The organism is Aquimarina sp. TRL1 (assembly GCF_013365535.1).
GTDB lineage: Bacteria > Bacteroidota > Bacteroidia > Flavobacteriales > Flavobacteriaceae > Aquimarina > Aquimarina hainanensis.
In genome coordinates, this window is sequence record NZ_CP053590.1 from 97,452 (window position 1) to 116,126 (window position 18,675).

The 18,675-nt window shown below is 34.2% G+C and carries 14 protein-coding genes; 13 read left to right on the top strand and 1 reads right to left on the bottom strand.

All coding sequences use genetic code 11. The features are described from left to right. The 5 genes from HN014_RS00420 to HN014_RS00440 all read left to right on the top strand — a co-directional run bounded on the left by HN014_RS00420 (position 1) and on the right by HN014_RS00440 (position 5,403). On the top strand, positions 1–1,440 hold the full coding sequence (locus tag HN014_RS00420) for a CCA tRNA nucleotidyltransferase (RefSeq protein WP_176026944.1): 1,440 nt from the start codon (positions 1–3) through the stop codon (positions 1,438–1,440). Between the two features lie 205 nt (positions 1,441–1,645). Further along, on the top strand, positions 1,646–2,665 hold the full coding sequence (locus HN014_RS00425) for a COX15/CtaA family protein (protein ID WP_176026945.1): 1,020 nt from the start codon (positions 1,646–1,648) through the stop codon (positions 2,663–2,665). Positions 2,666–2,751: 86 nt separating this feature from the next. After that, complete coding sequence (locus HN014_RS00430) at positions 2,752–3,264, top strand: hypothetical protein (protein WP_176026946.1); 513 nt, start codon at positions 2,752–2,754, stop codon at positions 3,262–3,264. Between the two features lie 160 nt (positions 3,265–3,424). Next, complete coding sequence (locus HN014_RS00435) at positions 3,425–4,483, top strand: nucleoid-associated protein (RefSeq protein WP_176026947.1); 1,059 nt, start codon at positions 3,425–3,427, stop codon at positions 4,481–4,483. A 137-nt stretch (positions 4,484–4,620) separates the two neighbouring features. After that, on the top strand, positions 4,621–5,403 hold the full coding sequence (locus tag HN014_RS00440; RefSeq protein WP_176026948.1) for a hypothetical protein: 783 nt from the start codon (positions 4,621–4,623) through the stop codon (positions 5,401–5,403). Positions 5,404–5,582: 179 nt separating this feature from the next. Here HN014_RS00440 and HN014_RS00445 read toward each other — a convergent pair whose 3' ends face one another. Then, positions 5,583–6,650 carry a hypothetical protein gene (locus HN014_RS00445; RefSeq protein WP_176026949.1) on the bottom strand — a complete coding sequence of 356 codons (1,068 nt, stop codon included), beginning with the start codon at positions 6,648–6,650 and terminating at the stop codon, positions 5,583–5,585. 199 nt (positions 6,651–6,849) lie between these two features. Here HN014_RS00445 and HN014_RS00450 point away from each other — a divergent pair, with 199 nt between their 5' ends. The 8 genes from HN014_RS00450 (at position 6,850) to HN014_RS00485 (ending at position 18,640) form a co-directional block, all read left to right on the top strand. Then, complete coding sequence (locus HN014_RS00450) at positions 6,850–7,749, top strand: ABC transporter ATP-binding protein (protein ID WP_176026950.1); 900 nt, start codon at positions 6,850–6,852, stop codon at positions 7,747–7,749. 7 nt (positions 7,750–7,756) lie between these two features. Beyond that, complete coding sequence (locus tag HN014_RS00455; protein ID WP_176026951.1) at positions 7,757–8,602, top strand: ABC transporter permease; 846 nt, start codon at positions 7,757–7,759, stop codon at positions 8,600–8,602. A gap of 334 nt (positions 8,603–8,936) precedes the next feature. Further along, on the top strand, positions 8,937–11,414 hold the full coding sequence (locus tag HN014_RS00460; RefSeq protein WP_176026952.1) for a T9SS type B sorting domain-containing protein: 2,478 nt from the start codon (positions 8,937–8,939) through the stop codon (positions 11,412–11,414). A 153-nt stretch (positions 11,415–11,567) separates the two neighbouring features. Beyond that, positions 11,568–13,574, top strand: a complete 2,007-nt coding sequence (uvrB, locus tag HN014_RS00465) for an excinuclease ABC subunit UvrB (RefSeq protein ID WP_176026953.1) — start codon at positions 11,568–11,570, stop codon at positions 13,572–13,574. A 305-nt stretch (positions 13,575–13,879) separates the two neighbouring features. Further along, a complete protein-coding gene (locus tag HN014_RS00470; RefSeq protein WP_176026954.1) occupies positions 13,880–16,213 on the top strand; it encodes a DUF2339 domain-containing protein in 2,334 nt (777 codons plus the stop codon). Next, complete coding sequence (locus HN014_RS00475; protein ID WP_176026955.1) at positions 16,203–17,459, top strand: DUF3999 family protein; 1,257 nt, start codon at positions 16,203–16,205, stop codon at positions 17,457–17,459. Before HN014_RS00470 ends, HN014_RS00475 begins: the two co-directional genes overlap by 11 nt. A gap of 68 nt (positions 17,460–17,527) precedes the next feature. Then, positions 17,528–17,989: a hypothetical protein gene (locus HN014_RS00480; RefSeq protein WP_176026956.1), complete on the top strand. Its 462-nt coding sequence runs from the start codon at positions 17,528–17,530 to the stop codon at positions 17,987–17,989. A 156-nt stretch (positions 17,990–18,145) separates the two neighbouring features. Then, positions 18,146–18,640, top strand: coding sequence for a hypothetical protein (locus tag HN014_RS00485; RefSeq protein WP_176026957.1), 495 nt, complete (start codon positions 18,146–18,148; stop codon positions 18,638–18,640). Positions 18,641–18,675: the final 35 nt, after the last annotated feature.

The window sequence follows — 18,675 nt, forward strand, 5'->3', positions numbered from 1 at the left end:
ATGTCGGAAATTAAGAATTATAAAGAAGCATTAACGCTACCTATTTTTAGTATTATTTCAAAAGCAGCAGCGAATCTAAATGTAGAATGTTATGTCATAGGAGGTTTTGTCAGAGATTATTTATTACAAAGAGGCATTGTAAAAGATATTGACATCGTTGCTGTAGGGAGTGGCATTGAGCTTGCCAAAGAAGTGTCCCGACTCTTACCTGACAAGCCAAAAGTTCAGGTTTTTAAAACATACGGAACAGCTATGTTAAGAACAGAAGCTATCGAGATTGAATTTGTTGGTGCTCGAAAAGAATCTTATCAGAGGCATAGTCGCAATCCTATTGTAGAAGATGGAACGCTGGAAGATGATCAAAACCGTAGAGATTTCAACATTAATACACTGGCATTAAACCTCTCAGAAAAGCATTTTGGCAATTTACTGGATCCTTTTGGAGGGTTAGATGATCTAACGACTAAAACAATTCAAACGCCTTTGGATCCCGACATCACCTATTCTGATGATCCATTGCGAATGATGAGAGCAATCCGATTTGCCTCTCAGCTCAATTTTAATATAGAAGAAAAGTCATTAGCAGCTATTACAAAAAACAAGGATCGGATAAAAATAATCACCAAAGAAAGAATCGTCGAAGAATTGAACAAAATATTACTTTGTAATGTACCTTCATACGGATTCAAATTATTGGAAAAAACGGGGCTTCTGGAATATATTCTTCCCGAAATAACAGCACTCAAAGGGATCGATGAGGTAGAAGGTCAGCGTCATAAAGACAATTTCTATCATAGCCTAGAGGTAGTTGATAACATCTGTCAACATACTGATGACTTATGGCTCAGATGGGCTGCCCTATTACACGACATTGGTAAAGCTCCAACTAAAAAGTTTCACAAAAAAATCGGATGGACCTTCCACGGACATGAGTTCGTAGGTTCCAAAATGGTCTATAAACTTTTCAAACGATTAAAAATGCCATTAAACGACAAAATGAAATTTGTTCAAAAAATGGTATTAATGAGCTCCAGACCAATCGTTATTGCATCTGATGTGACCGATTCTGCCGTAAGGAGATTGGTTTTTGATGCCGGAGATCATATCGAACAATTAATGACCTTATGTGAAGCAGATATTACTACTAAAAACCCAAAACGATTTAAGAAATATCACAACAATTTTAAAATTGTCAGACATAAAATAGAAGAAGTAGAAGAAAGAGATCGTATTCGGAATTTTCAACCCCCCGTTAGTGGAGAAGAAATTATGAACACCTTCGATATCAAACCTTCTAAAGAAATTGGAATTATTAAGGAGGCTATCAAAGAAGCTATTCTGGAAGGGGAAATCCCTAATGAACATCAAGCTGCTTTTGACCTAATGTTAAAGAAAGGAGAAGAACTGGGATTAGTTGTCGCTGAAGGCAAACGCAAATAATATTGACAGGTAACAAATTCGTTGCATAAATGCTATAAAACCGATATTTATATTTTAATATCAGGAAGTTTCTTCAGCATACTACTCAATTTCACTTTCTCAAAAGAATAACCTCCCTAGGTATAAACGTACAAGGGATTAAATTTTAATTTCGAGGGTATCCTCGAGGCATTTTAAATCTCGATTATCGAGTAAACTATAGAACATGAAACAGGATAACAAAAGGGTAATATATTGGTTATTGACAGGTTGTTTTTTGATTTTTATCATGGTAGTTGTTGGAGGAATTACCCGCCTGACACATTCCGGACTTTCTATTTCTAATTACAAATTAATTTCTGGTACCATCCCTCCTATGAATGAAGAAGAGTGGAATGCAGCCTTTGATCTGTATAAACAGTATCCAGAATATCAGAAAATAAATCATCAATTCTCTCTACAGGATTTTAAAGATATTTATTTTTGGGAATGGATCCATCGAGTGATTGGTCGATTTATCGGGATTGTTTTTATTATCCCCTTTATCTATTTTCTTTTCACAAAACAATTATCCAAGCCTACCATCAAGAAATCAATGCTCTTATTATTTCTTGGAGGGTTTCAGGGGTTTTTAGGCTGGTTTATGGTTAAAAGCGGACTAGTTGATCGACCTGATGTAAGTCATTATAGATTAGCGATGCATCTCACTACTGCTTTTATTACTTTCGCTTACTCATTTTGGGTTGCTCTCGATCTGATATTTCCTATAAAAAAAGAAACTGTAAATATCCGCTTTAGAAACTTACTTCGGGTCGGATTAGTGATTCTTATTATTCAGATTATCTATGGAGCTTTTGTGGCTGGTCTTGATGCTGGTTTTCTACATAACCACTGGCCTTTGATGAATGACGGGCAGTTTATTCACGAAGCAGTCTTTATAGAACAATCTCCTTTCATCATGAATTTTTTTGAAGGAAAAAGCGGTGTTCAGTTTATACATCGCTCTTTGGCATATGTAGTTGTATTTATCGTTGGACTTATCTGGTACAGAAGTAAAAAAATACCCAAAGACAGCCAACAAGCTACATCCATTAAAATCCTACTGGTTTTGGTATGTACTCAATTCTTATTAGGCGTTTTCACCCTCTTATTCAGAGTACCTTTAACCTTGGGAATTCTCCACCAGGTAGTTGCTTTCTTTCTACTGGGAGGGATGACATTTTCTCTTCACAGATTTAGTAAATAATAAAATAATTTGAGATAGAACCCGATATATATAAATTGGTCAATACCAGCGGTTACACTATCTTTGTCGAATATAATTAACAGAGAATGATCTATAGATTTAGAATAATTCTGGATACAGAAGAAGATGTATTTAGAGATATTGAGATTGAAGAAGATACTACATTAGAAGAGTTTCACAACACCATTACGCAATCTTTTGGTTTTGATGGTGCCGAAATGGCTTCTTTTTATATCAGTGATGAAGAATGGAATCAGGGAGAGGAAATTTCCCTGTTTGATATGAGCGATGGGTTACAATCCGTGCGTTTAATGAATGAAACGACCTTATCTGATGTTGTCAATGAAAGTTCTCCTAAACTCATATATATTTATGACTTCCTAAATATGTGGACGTTTCTTGTTGAGCTTGCCGAAATAGCTGAATATGAAAGTGGAAGAGAATATCCGAATATTATGTTTGTCCACGGACAAATTCCAGATCAGGCACCTGATAAAGAATTCGTATCTGAGGATGAGCATCATTCATTAGACGATAATGAGGATTTTATAGATCTCGATAATTACGATGATATTAGTTTTGATGAAAATTGGAATTAACCTCCTTCTCGACTCAAATCAATTTTAAAAACTATTTTTAACAAAAGATTTTTTTAAATTTAGGAGATCAACTCATAATCAGGGTTATGAGAATTTCGTTAAAAACAAACACTTAATTTCGAGGTAAAACTCGAAACAATACAATCTAGAAAACAACACAATGATTAACTTATATAGTACTCAGATTGAATCCCTTTCTGTACACAAAATTGGAAATAAAAGCAGAAACGAAAACATTTTTCTTTCGGATGCTCCTTACGCTTTAAATGATGAACTTACAGCCTTACTTAAAGAGTATTTTTTCAAACCATTTAGAGAAAAAGAAGAAAACTATTTTCAGTTCGTCAATGAAGTAGATGTAGAGTTCAATCCTCTTTATAAGATTATTTCAGAAATTTTCAACACTCCTTCCAGTGTACACGAAAAATCTAAAAGAATTGCTTCTTTACTATACGAACAATCACAACATCCTCATATTAAAAGTGGAGAATTATATGTCTCGTATTTAGAGAATGTTACCATCGACAATGAAAAAGTAGATGCTATTGGAATTTTCAAATCAGAATTAAAACACGACTTTCTTCAATTTGAGGAAAGTGGATCCAATATCAATCTGTTACTTCAGCAAGGAGTAAACCTAAATAAACTCGATAAAGGTTGTCTTATTTTTAATCACAAAAAAGAAGAAGGATATAAAATTTTATCGATCGATTCTAACCGATACGATACTAAATATTGGCTGGAACATTTCTTAGGTGTTGCTGCTTTTGCAGATGATAATTTTCATACTAAAAAATACATGAAGTTCTGTCAGGACTTTGCCAAAGAGGTTGTATTACCTGCTGAAGATAAGAAAGAAGAAGTTATGTTTATGAACAGAGCTATCAATCACTTCGCAAAAAACGATAACTTTGAAGAAACAGCTTTTTTAAATGACGTTATTGATAATCCGGAATTAATTCCTGAATTCAAACACTATAAAGTAGAAAAAGCTCCTAAATATCAAATAGAAGACCTTACCTCCTTCCCTATTGCAAATACTGCTGTATCAGAAGCGCGAAAAAAAATAAAAAACGTGATCAATCTCGATACTAATATTCAGATAAAAATGGATTTCATCAATCCGGAATCTGCAGAAAAGTTTGTAGAAAAAGGATGGGACGAAGAAAAACAAATGTATTACTATCTGGTATACTTCAACAAAGAACAAAAAGACTAGTCGATCAGCTATGAACTATTGAGATCAATAATATACTATAGTCGTCGTTTTTTAAGCCACATTCAGATTCGAAAACCGAGATCTTTCATAGCATATCTTATTTGATCATATCAATAAGTACATTAAAACAATATTATATGAATTCTAACCCTAAAAAAAATACCACTAAAACGCTTGCTTTTGTTTCTGGGTATGTCGGGAAAAAGAAACATGCGAGAATCCCTAAAAAACCTCCTAGACATGACAGTTATTTTATTACCGATAACAAATGGGTCTATTACAGACTAAAGTTTACCCGATGGAAGCCTGTTTTTATAAAAGATACTGCAGCATTAATCGCTCAATTTTCTCCTGAAAGTCCTGTAAACAATTTCTCTGAAGAGGCTATAACCACAGATAAGGTGACTGCTCAAAGGTACTATACTACAGCTTGTAAACCTCTAAAAGTATACCCACAACACTTTTTGAAAAAAAAATATGACTACCTAGTCTGGTCTGACAATAAGTTTGATATAAACTACAAGGATACCATAAAAGTGGTTAATAACTGGAATCCCGATATCGCCATGATGCTCCATAGGCATCCCGTACTAAAGAATATTGATGGTGAATTTGAGGAATCTATGTTACAGGAGCGTTATGTGATAGAAAAAGAACAATATACAAGATACATCAAAGACCGAGTAAACGAAGGACTTTCCAGTCAATCCGATGATCATTATCAGTGCGGTTATCTACTGTATAATATGAAAGCCTCTGAAACCGAAAACATTCAAAAAGCCTGGCATCAAAATATTAATCAGTGTGGTATCAATGATCAGATCTCATTCAACTTTGTAGCTCAGAAATTTCGACATCTAATCGATGAGTACAAATATGACATCGACCGAAAACCGCTTCGAAAACGTATATTTAAGTAAAAATGAATTTCATCAACCCAAAATCTGCAGAAAATTTGTAGAAACAGGATGAAATGAAGAAAAACCAATGTATTACTATCTTATATACTTCGACAAAGAACAAAAAGATTAATCCCTATAATTATATATATTGAGATAGTATCTGATGATACTGTCTCAATATTTTTCAAAAACGATTTTCAACCTCCTAACAGGCGTTTCATATTTACATTTTCGTAGTTTCTCCTCACGAAATCCAATGCAGTTTTTAAAACTTCTCCCATAGAATTACTCCTTCTGAATTTAAGGTCCAGCGTAAAACTATAGAGATGTTCCCTCAATGCCAACTGATTCTCTTTTGTTGAAATTGTATCATTACACATACACCCAATAAGTGTTTCATACCTTGACCGGGCATTCAACATCCTTTTGGCTAAAATCGATCGCTCTTCTTTTTTATATTGCTCTATGGAATTATTCTGTAACCGGTTCATTACCAGATCAACCATCTTATAATTCTCTTTAAAAAACTGAGGTTGATATACCTTCAATTTCCCTTCATAGCACTGCTGATCAAAATCGATAGCTCGTATTTTATACTCTACATGATCAAAATCATGAATCGGAATAATAACATAGTTATAGGATCGCATATCTCCTAATAATCGCATCTGGCAGCGCTCATTAAACTTTACAAACTCCTTAGCAATTTGTGATTTTGCACGATCGCTCAGATCTGGCAAAAAATCTCTGATAAATACATCTCCGGGAACCCCGGCAATGTGTTCTTCTATCAAAGTATTTTTATACACCAAAAAATTAATGCGATTAGGAGAGAACATATGCTCTAACTCCAGACCATATATCCTGGAAGCATCCGCTTTTTTGACATAAATGTACGTATAGTTGTCATTCAATATATTCCTGACCTTAACCCTAAATGGCTTAGAATTACCAAAGGTGCAATAATCAATTGCATCAATGTTCAAAAACTCAATCGCATCTTCATTTCCATCCGAATGCAGGATCGTATATACTTTTTTTAAGCTACTTTCAATCTCTGGTCGTTCGTGCTCATCATAATATACCCGAACCCATAATGTATCTTCATCATTACTATCATAAACAACGACAGAGCCTGAAAATCGCAAAAGATCATCATAGAAAACCGGAATTTTAATCGTTCTATTACATTCTTTGAGGTACTGATCCAATGCTGTATTAATCGGATAGGTAGGTTTCTTTCGGGACATTAATTCTTCATCCATATCTGGGCTATACTTTCTCTATTGACATTAATACCAATACGCTCAATATAAGAAATTAATATGCATCCTAAAAAACTTACTTTTTATTTCTAAATTATATAAAAAAACTCTATACAAAATCTAACATCCACCTGCTTCCTGTAACAAAAAAGAGAGTCCCTCGTCTAGTTTTATATAACCTATCAAAAAAATCATCAATTTGGAAACCATACTCAGTATAAACAACCTTACCAAAAAATTTGGAAACCTTACTGCTGTAGATAATTTATCCTTTACTATCCAGAAGGGAAATGTTTATGGTATTTTGGGACCAAATGGGAGTGGTAAATCTACAACTCTTGGTATCATCCTCAATGTTGTAAACAAAACATCAGGTAATTTCACCTGGTTTGACGGAAGTACCTCAACTCATAACGCATTAAAAAAAGTAGGAGCCATCATTGAGCGCCCTAATTTTTATCCTTATATGACTGCTGCCCAGAATCTTCATCTTGTATGTAAAATCAAAGGAGTTTCTTCGCAAAAAATAGATGAGAAGTTAAAAATAGTAGGATTGCTAGAGCGTAAAAACAGTAAGTTCAGAACCTTTTCTCTAGGAATGAAACAACGACTAGCCATTGCATCAGCCTTGTTAAATGACCCTGAAATACTCATCCTTGATGAACCTACTAACGGGCTTGATCCACAAGGGATTCATCAAATCAGAGAAATTATCAAGGTAATTGCCTCTCAGGGAACAACTATATTACTGGCTTCTCACTTATTAGATGAAGTAGAGAAAGTATGTAATCATGTTGTTATCATTAGAAGAGGGGTTAAGCTATATTCCGGTCCGGTCGATCAGATGAATAATAGTCATGGGTATTTCTTACTGCAAGCCACTGATAATGAGAAATTAAAAAACTGGCTGCTCAATCACCAAAGCTTTCATAAAATAACTGAATTAAATGGTAAAATTACTGCCCATCTCAATACAACAGTCGAAGCTGCTCACCTCAATGAACAGCTCTATACTTCGGGAATTACACTTACACATTTAGAGAAGAAGAAAGAAAGCCTGGAAGAACAATTTTTACAACTTACTAATAACCTAAAATAAGATACAGATGCTACGATTACTAACCATAGAATTTCACAAATTGAGATATAGTAAAGCATCTAAGGTGATTTCCATTGCTTATTTTGTACTTATCTCATTCATAGCTTTAATTGCTTCTATAGAATTCAATTTCGCTGGTTCTAAATTCAGAATTGCCGATCAGGGAATATTCAACTTCCCGTATATCTGGCATTTTAACACCTATATCGCAGCATGGGCTAAATTATTCCTGGCAATTGTGATTGTCTCTATGATGGCAAATGAATATAGTAACCGAACTTTAAAGCAAAATCTCATTGATGGATTGAGTAAAAAAGAGTTTATAGCTTCTAAGTTTCTTACAGTAATGGCATTTTCTACTATATCCACCATTTTCCTCATTATTCTGACAATGATTCTGGGACTCTCATTTTCTGATTTCCTGGAGCCTTATGCTATATTTAAGGATCAGCAATACTTACAATATATCATAGCTTATTTTCTAAAACTAACTGGTTTCTTTGCTTTCTGTATGTTTCTTGGAATACTAATAAAAAGATCTGCTTTTGCCCTTGGTTTCTTATTTATATGGTGGGGATTGGAAAATATTACTTTTCTTATTCTAAAATTTAAAGTTTTCAAAGGACAAGACATCGCTGAAAAAATTGTTCAATTTTTTCCACTGGAATCAATGAGTAATCTGATTATCGAACCGTTTAGCAGACTTAATTTCATACAATCCGCAGCTAATCAGCTTGGAACCGAACTATCTAAAGACTATTCTGTACATTGGTATCAATGTCTTATTGTATTGGGATGGACTAGTTTGTTTGTTTTTCTTTCTTACCAACTCCTAAAAAGAAGAGATTTATAAGGAAGAAAACATCAAAAAAACTTCGGGATAAATACGCTATATAGGAAATAAACATTTATTTCCTGGTAGGCATTACAAGCATACACATCTCGTTTATCGAGTAAAAAAAGAGACACTATAAAGGTATAATTTTTAGTGTCTCTTTTTTCTATCTCTACTGTAAAACCATAATTTTGAGTATATTCACAAAAAAATCATAAACATCAGATTACTTTTATTTTTTATACTATGACAAAAAGTAAAACTCTCATCAACCCCTCCTTGAAAATATGAGTTCCGTTTTTTAATGTCACTTAGTAACCCCATACAGTAGCAATGATCTATTTATATAACCATGAAATTCTTTTACCCTTTTACACTTCTCCTTACACTTATATGTTCATTTCACGGATTTTCTCAAAACAGACCGACAGATTGTGTAAATTCAGTAATCGTATGTGGTAATATTAACCTGGAGCTCAATTCTAATGGTACAGGGATAAATGATTTTGCCTCTCCAAACAGCAACCCTCCTGCTTGTTCTTTTAATGAAAGTCAAAGTCTTTGGTTAAAAGTAAATATTGTTCAGGCAGGAACTCTAGCGTTTGTTATTACTCCAGAATCCTCTAATCCTGATGAGGATTATGATTTTGCAGTATATGGTCCTAATGTAACCTGTGATGCATTAGGAAGTTCTATCAGGTGTTCGTCCTCCAATCCAACAGCAGCAGGAATATCAACCAGAACAGGATTATCAGATTCTGAAAATGACCTTACCGAAGGACCTGGTGGACAAGGGAATGGATTTGTAAAATCTATTGATGCTCAGGCAGGGGAAGAATATTACATTCTTGTCGATAACTTTTCTCAAAACGGAGGATTTGATATCGAATTTACCGGTACCGCTACCTTCCCGGATGCTCCAACGAATCAAACAACAAACTCTACAGCTATAAACCTTACCGAATGTGATGTTACAGGAGACACTACAGATGGTATGACCCATTATAATCTAGAACAAAATACCGCTATTATTTTAGGATCTCAATCTAATACTGCTATTACATATCACAATTCGGAGCAAGATGCCAGTCTGGGAGAAAACCCACTTTCAAGCCCTTATCTTAGTCAACAAACCATAGAAACGATTTACATTCGTATAGAAAACACCATCACCAATTGTTTTATCCTGGATAGTTTTACACTTACAACAACAGAAGGACCTGCTATAACAACACCTGATGCTTATGAAATCTGTGATGATACCACCGATGGGAGTGATACAAATGGAATTGCTTCTTTTATTTTACAAAACAAAGATCAAGAAATTCTCAACAACCTTTCTCCTTCTGAATATACAATAACATACCACTTAGATGAGACAGATGCTGATACTAATACAGCTCCTATTGACAAAACAGTTTCTTATACGAATACAGTAAACCCTCAAAGGATCTATGCCCGGGTAGAAAACAAAACAAACAGTATCTGCTATAGTACAGTATCCTTTAATCTTGTCGTGAATGCATTACCTACTGTCACAAATGAAAAATTAGTTCAATGTAATGATACTACCAGTGATGCTACTACTTCTGTTTTTAATTTAAATCAAGCCTTAGAACAACTAGCCGGCACTACCGAAAACCGAAGAGCTGAATTCTATACAAGTGCCACAGCTGCAATTTCAGGAACTTTTCCCATTAGCAACCCTATCACCTATACCAATACTTCTCCCAATCAACAACTTTTTGTACGAGTAATCGATACCCATACCGAATGCTACAGAATAGCTACTTTAAACCTGGAAGTTAGTAACACCTCTGCTAATGATGTGATCTTAGAAAACTGTGATGACGATGGAATTGAAGATGGCTATAAAGAATTCATACTTTCAGAGGCGAATAGCTTAATTCTAAATGGAATTAGTAGCCCTAACCTTACTGTAAAATATTATGAAACCCATGAAGAAGCATTAGCTGAGATCAATGAAATAACAACATTCATTAACGAAAGTCCATTGACGATTGAAGATGAAACTATTTATGCAAGAATAGAAGATAACAGAAACCAATGTTATGGAATTAATCGAGTCTCCTTGCAATTATATCCTCTGCCAGACATTACAGTTGAAGAAGATTTTTTTCTTTGTGATCACCAAATAAACATACAGGTTGGAGCGGGTTTAGCCCCTGGAGAACTTACTACAAATTATTCCTATAACTGGTCTACAGGAGAAACAACCGAAACCATAGCAGTAACAAATGCCGGGAGCTACCGAGTGACTGTGACAAATAATACTACAGGATGTTCTAAAGAAAGGACCGTCATTGTAATCCCCTCCAATACAGCTACAATTCAATCCATAGAAATCAAAGACGCACAGACCAATAACACTGTTCTTGTTTTTGCTGAAGGCAAAGGGAATTACGAATATGCAATCTTGGGAACGGACAATATCGCAACATATCAGGATGATCCTCTGTTTACAAATGTCCCCTCTGGAATTCATACCGTATTGGTTCGCGATAAAAATGGTTGCCTCCCTGTTACCAAACAAAAAATAGCAGTTGTGGGCTTTCCCTCATATTTTACACCGAATGGGGATGGCTTTCATGATAAGTGGACTATGGAAGGGGTTTCTGATGAATTTACATCCAATGCTTTGATTTTTATATTTAACCGTCATGGAAAACTCTTAAAACAAATACGCCCCGGAGGAAATGGCTGGGATGGAACTTATGGAGGAAAAACACTTCCCTCCAGTGAGTATTGGTTCAAAACCAAATTAGATGACGGAAGAGTAATTACAGGAAGTTTTTCGCTGATCCGATAAATAACTACTTATGGTAATCCCTGCAATTATAAAAATTGTAATTCTTTTTTGACTGAAAACAACATTCTGTCTTGAACATTAAAAAAACGAATAAAAACTCACTAATCTATATTTGTTTTCTATGTATATTTAGCCAAAAAGAAAGAGCGATTCATGAAGTTTTCACTGCAATCAGAATTTAACCCCACAGGAGATCAACCACAAGCAATAAAGCAATTAGTCACCGGTATTGAATCTGGAGAAAGGTATCATACTTTACTCGGAGTGACCGGTTCCGGAAAGACATTTACTACCGCTAATGTTATTGCAGAAGTGCAACGACCAACACTGGTATTAGCACATAACAAAACCCTTGCTGCCCAGTTGTATTCAGAGTTTAAACAGTTTTTCCCTGATAATGCGGTAGAATACTTCGTCTCATACTATGATTACTATCAACCGGAAGCATATATTCCTACCTCCGGCACCTATATCGAAAAGGATTTATCTATCAATGATGAAATAGAAAAATTGCGATTAAGTACTACCTCTTCCTTACTTTCTGGACGACGAGATGTACTTGTTGTAGCTTCTGTTTCCTGCTTATATGGAATCGGAAACCCTATTGAGTTTCAAAAAAATGTTATTAGTTTACAGCAAGGACAGGAAATCTCAAGAACAAAACTATTACACCGCTTGGTTCAAAGTTTATACTCCAGAACAGAAGCGGAATTCCTCAGAGGTAATTTCAGAATTAAAGGAGATACTGTCGACATCTATCCTGGATATGCAGATGATGCTTTTAGAATTCATTTTTTTGGAGATGAAATCGAAGAAATTGAAGCTTTTGATGTCAAAACAAATGAGATTATCGAAAAATACGATCGGTTGACCATCTATCCAGCTAATATGTTTGTTACCTCTCCGGATGTTCTGAACAATGCTATTACACAAATTAGCCTGGACTTAGGAAAACAGGTGTCTTATTTTCAAGAAATAGGAAAACCTCTGGAAGCAAAAAGATTGGAAGAACGTACTAATTTTGATCTGGAAATGATCCGTGAATTGGGATACTGTTCAGGGATTGAAAATTATTCCCGCTATCTGGACGGGAGAGATCCCGGTACCAGGCCTTTCTGCCTGCTAGATTATTTCCCGGATGATTACCTGATGGTTATCGATGAAAGTCATGTTACTGTATCACAGGTGCATGCCATGTATGGAGGAGATCGCTCGAGAAAAGAAAACCTAGTAGAATACGGATTCCGCCTTCCCGCAGCAATGGATAATCGTCCACTAAAATTCGAGGAATTTGAATCTTTACAAAATCAGGTAATCTATGTAAGTGCTACTCCTGCCGATTATGAATTACAGAAAACAGAAGGAATCTATATAGAACAGCTTATAAGACCTACAGGTTTATTAGACCCTGAAATAGAAGTACGCCCCAGCCTCAACCAGATTGATGATCTGATTGAAGAAATGCAAAAAAGAATCGACAAAGACGAACGAGTACTGGTAACTACATTGACCAAGAGAATGGCAGAAGAACTCACAAAATATCTATCTAGAATCGATATCCGTTGTCGTTATATCCATAGTGATGTGGACACCTTAGAACGTGTAGAGATTATGCAGGATCTGCGCAAAGGAATTTTTGATGTACTTATTGGTGTAAACTTATTACGAGAAGGATTAGACCTTCCGGAAGTTTCTCTAGTTGCAATTTTAGATGCAGACAAAGAAGGTTTTTTACGAAGTACTCGATCGCTGACGCAAACAGTAGGGAGAGCTGCTCGAAATATCAATGGAAAAGCCATTATGTATGCTGATAAAATCACTGACAGTATGCAAAAAACAATTGATGAAACCAATTACAGAAGAAGCAAACAAATTGCATACAATACAGAGAACGGAATTACACCTAAGGCAATAAAAAAATCCAAAGACAGCGCCTTAGTTGGAAAAAAGGAGGACTCATATACTATTGAAAGAGCCCCTAGCTTACAGGCAGCCGAAGAAGAAGTTGCTTATTTCACGGTTGATCAATTAGAAAGCAGAATCAGAGAAGTCCGAAAAGAAATGGAAAAAGCTGCCAAAGAATTAGACTTTTTGACTGCTGCCAGATTACGCGATGAAATAAAGATGTTACAAAGCAAAATACAACAACAAAAAGGATAATAGTATTTATTACTTTTCCCTATAAACAGGGTAATGATTCTTTATAAAATTCATCATCTTTACCAAAATAAGAGAAGTTAACCGGGAATATTTATAAATAGGTATTTAGAAAATGTAGTTTTTTATCAATGTCAACTCCGATTAATTAGCAAAAGGAGATCTATTCGAAATAAAACGTATTACACATTAAGGAAAGCTTTGAGACATTAACATCTTACCTTGTGAGTACTATTCATGAGATAAGAAGTATTTATGTATATTGTATATAGCTATAAACCCTCTATAACTTCTCAAGCGGATATACTATGAATACAAATCAAGAGAAAATAGCCATTCTTTCTGAAAAGATGAATGCACTCATAAAAAAACATCAGGTTTTTACTAAGGAAATTATTCAGCTCAGAGATGAATTAAAAGAATTAAAATCAGCTGTTCAGAAAGAACCCAAAAGTACGCATACTACACAAAGTATACGCACTACTCCTGTAAAAACGGAAACACCTCCTAAAAAACAAATACAGCAACAACCTGCTACTCCTCATACAATTAGAAAAACTCCCCGGGTAAAAAAGAAATCTAATCTTGAAAAATTCATAGGCGAAAACCTCATTAGTAAAATCGGTATTTTAATTACCATTATCGGAGTAGGTATCGGAGCAAAGTATTCTATTGAAAATAACCTGATCAATCCGATAACCCGAATCATATTAGGATATCTTGCTGGTGCGGGATTGCTCTTCTTTGGAATCAAACTAAAGAAAAAATATAAAAATTATAGTGCAGTTTTAGTCAGTGGAGCCATTGCTGTTCTTTATTTTATCACCTATGCTGCCTATGATTTGTATCAATTATTTCCTCAGATTTTAGCTTTTATATTGATGCTTATTTTTACTGCCTTTGCTGTTATTACTGCTATTCAATATAACAAACAACTTATTGCGCATATTGGATTAGTAGGAGCATATGCGGTTCCTTTTCTTCTTAGTGACGGATCTGGTAAGGTAGAAATTTTGTTTAGTTATATGGCGATTGTCAATATAGGTATTCTCATAATCTCTTTTAAGAAATACTGGAAACCACTTTATTATGTTTCTTTTGGTTTTACCTGGTTAATTTACCTCAGTTGGCATATAAGCGAATTCTCAGTAGAAAAAAATTTCAGTATCGCCCTTATTTTTGCGTTGCTATTTTTTGTTATTTTCTACACTACTTTTCTCGGATATAAACTCTTACAAAAAGAAGCCTATAAAAACAGAGATGCTATTCTTCCTTTTCTCAATTCCTTTATATTCTACGGAGTAGGATATGCTATCCTGGTTGATCATCCTACCGGGAAACATTTATTAGGACTTTTTACCTTAGGAAATGCTGTTTTACACTTTATCCCTGGAGTTATTATCCATAGACTCAAACTAGGAAACAAAAGCTTATTATATTTTGTCTTAGGTCTTGTTTTGGTTTTTATCACAATTGCCATACCTGTACAACTCGATGGAAACTGGGTAACATTATTATGGATTACTGAAGCTGCTTTACTTTTCTGGATTGGAAGAACAAAACAGATTTCTTTTTATGAAATCTTATCATATATCCTCATGTTGATTGGTTTCTTTAGTTTACTTCATGATTGGGGGAATTTCTATGGTCATTATTCTTTACACGCTCCAGAAAAGAAGATTACTCCTATTCTGAACAGTTGTTTCCTAACGGCAATTATCTGTATGGCTGGTTATGGATTTATATCATTCTTAGACCAATACAAAAACGATACATCACCTTTAAAAAAAGGAAGCCTAATCCCTAAAATTGCTTCCTTTTTAATCCCTGCGATCCTCATTATTATTTGCTACAATTCATTCTTATTAGAAATCAATGCATATTGGGATCAATTATATCAAGATTCTCATATTCATAAAGGGGATCTGTATAAAACCAATGAAACCCTTATTTTATTTAAAAATATTTGGAGTATTTTATATTCTCTCATCTTTATATCCCTGCTTTCTTTATTAAATACCTATATAATAAAGAATAAGTATCTCTCTATTGTAAACACCCTTTTTAATGGGTTATGTATTTTCCTATTTTTGACAATAGGACTGTATACTATTAGTGAATTACGAGAAAGCTATCTGAATAAAGAGATCTCGGAGTATTACACTATTAGTTACTTCACTATATTGATTCGATACATCGCTCTTGTTATCCTTGGAGGGGCAATATATGCGCTATACAAACAAACACAACATTTGATCTCTGAATTCAATATCGGATTCCTACGCCCTTTAACAGAGCTTTTTATTCATTTTGTGATTATTTGGGTTGCTAGCAGTGAACTTATTCATTGGCTGGATATGTCATCTGCAGAGCAATCTTATAAATTAGGACTGAGTATTTTATGGGGGATATATTCACTATTTCTCATAACGCTGGGAATTTGGAAAAAGAAAAAACACCTCCGTATTGGAGCTATCGTATTATTTGGGATTACACTCATCAAACTATTTCTATATGACATCTCACACCTGGGAACCATCGCCAAAACAATTGTCTTTGTCTCTCTGGGAATTCTATTGCTCATTATTTCTTTCTTATACAATAAATACAAACACATTATATCCGAAGAAAATGAAGATTAATTCAGTTTTTATTTCACTAATTATTACTGCGCTTCTTCCTTTTTCAGGGAAAGCACAAATGGAGTCTTTTGAATATTCGAGAACATTAAATGGAATAAATGACACCTGGCATACACTAAAAATTCCTAATGATATTTTTGCAAAAACAAAAAAGGATTTGTCTGATATTAGAATATATAAAGTTCTTAAAAATACAGATACAACAGAAATCCCTTATATCACAAAAATTGCCAAAAGAAAAACCACAATCCAAACCTTGCCTTCTTCTATCTTAAACACTGTAAGTCAAGGAAATAATCATTACATTACATTAAAAACACCCAACAAGCAACAAAGTAATCAAATTCAATTGTCCTTTCGACAAGTAAACTATGACTGGAAAGTAGTTTTGGAAGGAAGTCATGATCAAAAAGAATGGTTTTCTATTCTTGAAGATTATAGAATTGTATCTATAAAAAATAAACAAACAAATTACCACTTCTCTACGCTTACTTTCCCTCCTGTCAATTTTACTTTTTTACGATTAAAAATTGCCAGCAAAGAAAAACCCATACTAAAGGAAGCAACAGTTTTGAGCCGTAGAGAGAAGAAAGCTATTTATGACACTTTTGCTATCTCCTCAATCAAGATTAGTGAACATGCTTCTTCAAAAACGACTACAGCACTTCTATCGTTACAAAAACCTCTTCCTGTCAGCCTACTAAGTGTAGCTATAAAAGATACATTGGATTACTACAGGCCAATTACTATAGCCTATTTGGCAGATAGTGTGCAAACAGAAAAAGGCTATATATATAATTTTAAGAATATACAGACAGGAACATTAAGCTCTGTAGAGCCAAACCGTTTCTCTTTTCCCTCTGTCACCACGCAAAAAATAAGAATTACTATTAACAATCATGATAATACGCCGATAACAATTGCTAAAATAATTGCCCAAGGATATCACCATGAAATAATCCCGAGATTTCCTGCTTATGATAAAGAGGCGAACTATTATCTCGTCTACGGAAATACAAAAATAGCAGCTCCACGGTATGATATTTTGCAATTTAAACACACTATTCCGGACTCTTTAGTTGCCATCACTGCAAATGAAGAGAAAAAAATCCCGCGATCAACGACGACAACCGCTACTCCTCTATTCCAAAACAAATTATGGTTATGGAGTATAATGGGAGGTATCATTCTTATTCTGGGTTGGTTCTCTATAAAAATGATCCGTGAAAATAAAGCCTCTGATTAAATAGTAAAAATGTATATATTTTAGTTCTTTTGCAGTACTAGGAAACATTAACCTGAGAAAGTATATCATTGAAAAAGAAAGCTCCCGATACTACATTAAAAAACATTCGTGTTTTGTTGTTTTTTTCAGTTGTATTGACTTCGTTAACCCTTTATAGTCAAAAGAACAACCATCTCATTAAATCAACAGAATCAACTGCTGTATACTGTGAGGTGACCTCTCTCGACTTATTGGAAAAAGCGATCTTTCCTGATTGTTTTTCAATCAAGTTTATGGGAGTTTCTCATAAACGGAAAAAAGATGGAGAACCTATTCAATCCAGAATTCATTTATTAATAGAAGCTGATTCTTTTTTTGAATTTACTGAGTTATCTGTTCACGGAATACAAGGAAAAACAAAAGAAGAAGATGGTCTCACCGAGGAAGAAAGATACGACAGTTATGATTGTAATGGATATATTATCCAATTAAGAGACTTTATTATTTCTGATAAATTGATTATTAAATTAAGCGTAGACAACACCAATTAACTCAATATATAATAGACAAAGCTCCTTTTTAGCCTCGTTTTAATTTTTATTTTTTATTTTAGTTCTGTTAAAACTTATGCAAAAGCTTTCTTTTTTAATAATAAAGAGAATTCAAAGCATAAGAACTATAGAAATCCCCGAACAAAACAAAATGATATGAAATACCTATCTATCTTAGTTATCGCTACATTTTTCCTATCCTATCAAGGAAATGCGAAAAATAACATGAATGCCCCCGTTACCAAACGTATTAGTAATCCTTCTGACACGCTAAAAGTGACACATAAGGACATGACTCTTTTTTTAATACGAAAGAAGTATAAAGGAGAAAAGCTAGATATTACAGCTAAAGAACTTTTAAAAGGAAGTGAACCTACCTATACATTAGAAAAAGCCTATGTAACCCATCAGGGGAATACAATTGATCTAGCTTGTTCTAATATCTATAATCCTTGGGTAGGAGAGCAAATAAATGAAGGAACGAAGCGCAGAATTTCTTTTATTGAAAAGAAAAGTGGAGAAACTATTATATATGCTGTTTTTTCTACTGCGGCTGATATATATGCTGTAGAATGGTCTGTAAAAGGGAACACTGGTTCTCGACTAGAAATGTCTAACAGCAGTAAATTTCTAAACAAATACAATCATTAAAAAAAATAATAACTTAAAGTGGTTCCTATTAGAAC

Coding starts and splice junctions, on each gene's coding strand:
- HN014_RS00420 (WP_176026944.1), top strand. CDS start 1: ATGTCGGAAATTAAGAATTATAAAGAAGCATTAACGCTACCTATTTTT.
- HN014_RS00485 (WP_176026957.1), top strand. CDS start 18,146: ATGAAATACCTATCTATCTTAGTTATCGCTACATTTTTCCTATCCTAT.
- HN014_RS00460 (WP_176026952.1), top strand. CDS start 8,937: ATGAAATTCTTTTACCCTTTTACACTTCTCCTTACACTTATATGTTCA.
- uvrB (WP_176026953.1), top strand. CDS start 11,568: ATGAAGTTTTCACTGCAATCAGAATTTAACCCCACAGGAGATCAACCA.
- HN014_RS00475 (WP_176026955.1), top strand. CDS start 16,203: ATGAAGATTAATTCAGTTTTTATTTCACTAATTATTACTGCGCTTCTT.
- HN014_RS00425 (WP_176026945.1), top strand. CDS start 1,646: ATGAAACAGGATAACAAAAGGGTAATATATTGGTTATTGACAGGTTGT.
- HN014_RS00435 (WP_176026947.1), top strand. CDS start 3,425: ATGATTAACTTATATAGTACTCAGATTGAATCCCTTTCTGTACACAAA.
- HN014_RS00440 (WP_176026948.1), top strand. CDS start 4,621: ATGAATTCTAACCCTAAAAAAAATACCACTAAAACGCTTGCTTTTGTT.
- HN014_RS00470 (WP_176026954.1), top strand. CDS start 13,880: ATGAATACAAATCAAGAGAAAATAGCCATTCTTTCTGAAAAGATGAAT.
- HN014_RS00430 (WP_176026946.1), top strand. CDS start 2,752: ATGATCTATAGATTTAGAATAATTCTGGATACAGAAGAAGATGTATTT.
- HN014_RS00445 (WP_176026949.1), bottom strand. CDS start 6,650: ATGGATGAAGAATTAATGTCCCGAAAGAAACCTACCTATCCGATTAAT.
- HN014_RS00455 (WP_176026951.1), top strand. CDS start 7,757: ATGCTACGATTACTAACCATAGAATTTCACAAATTGAGATATAGTAAA.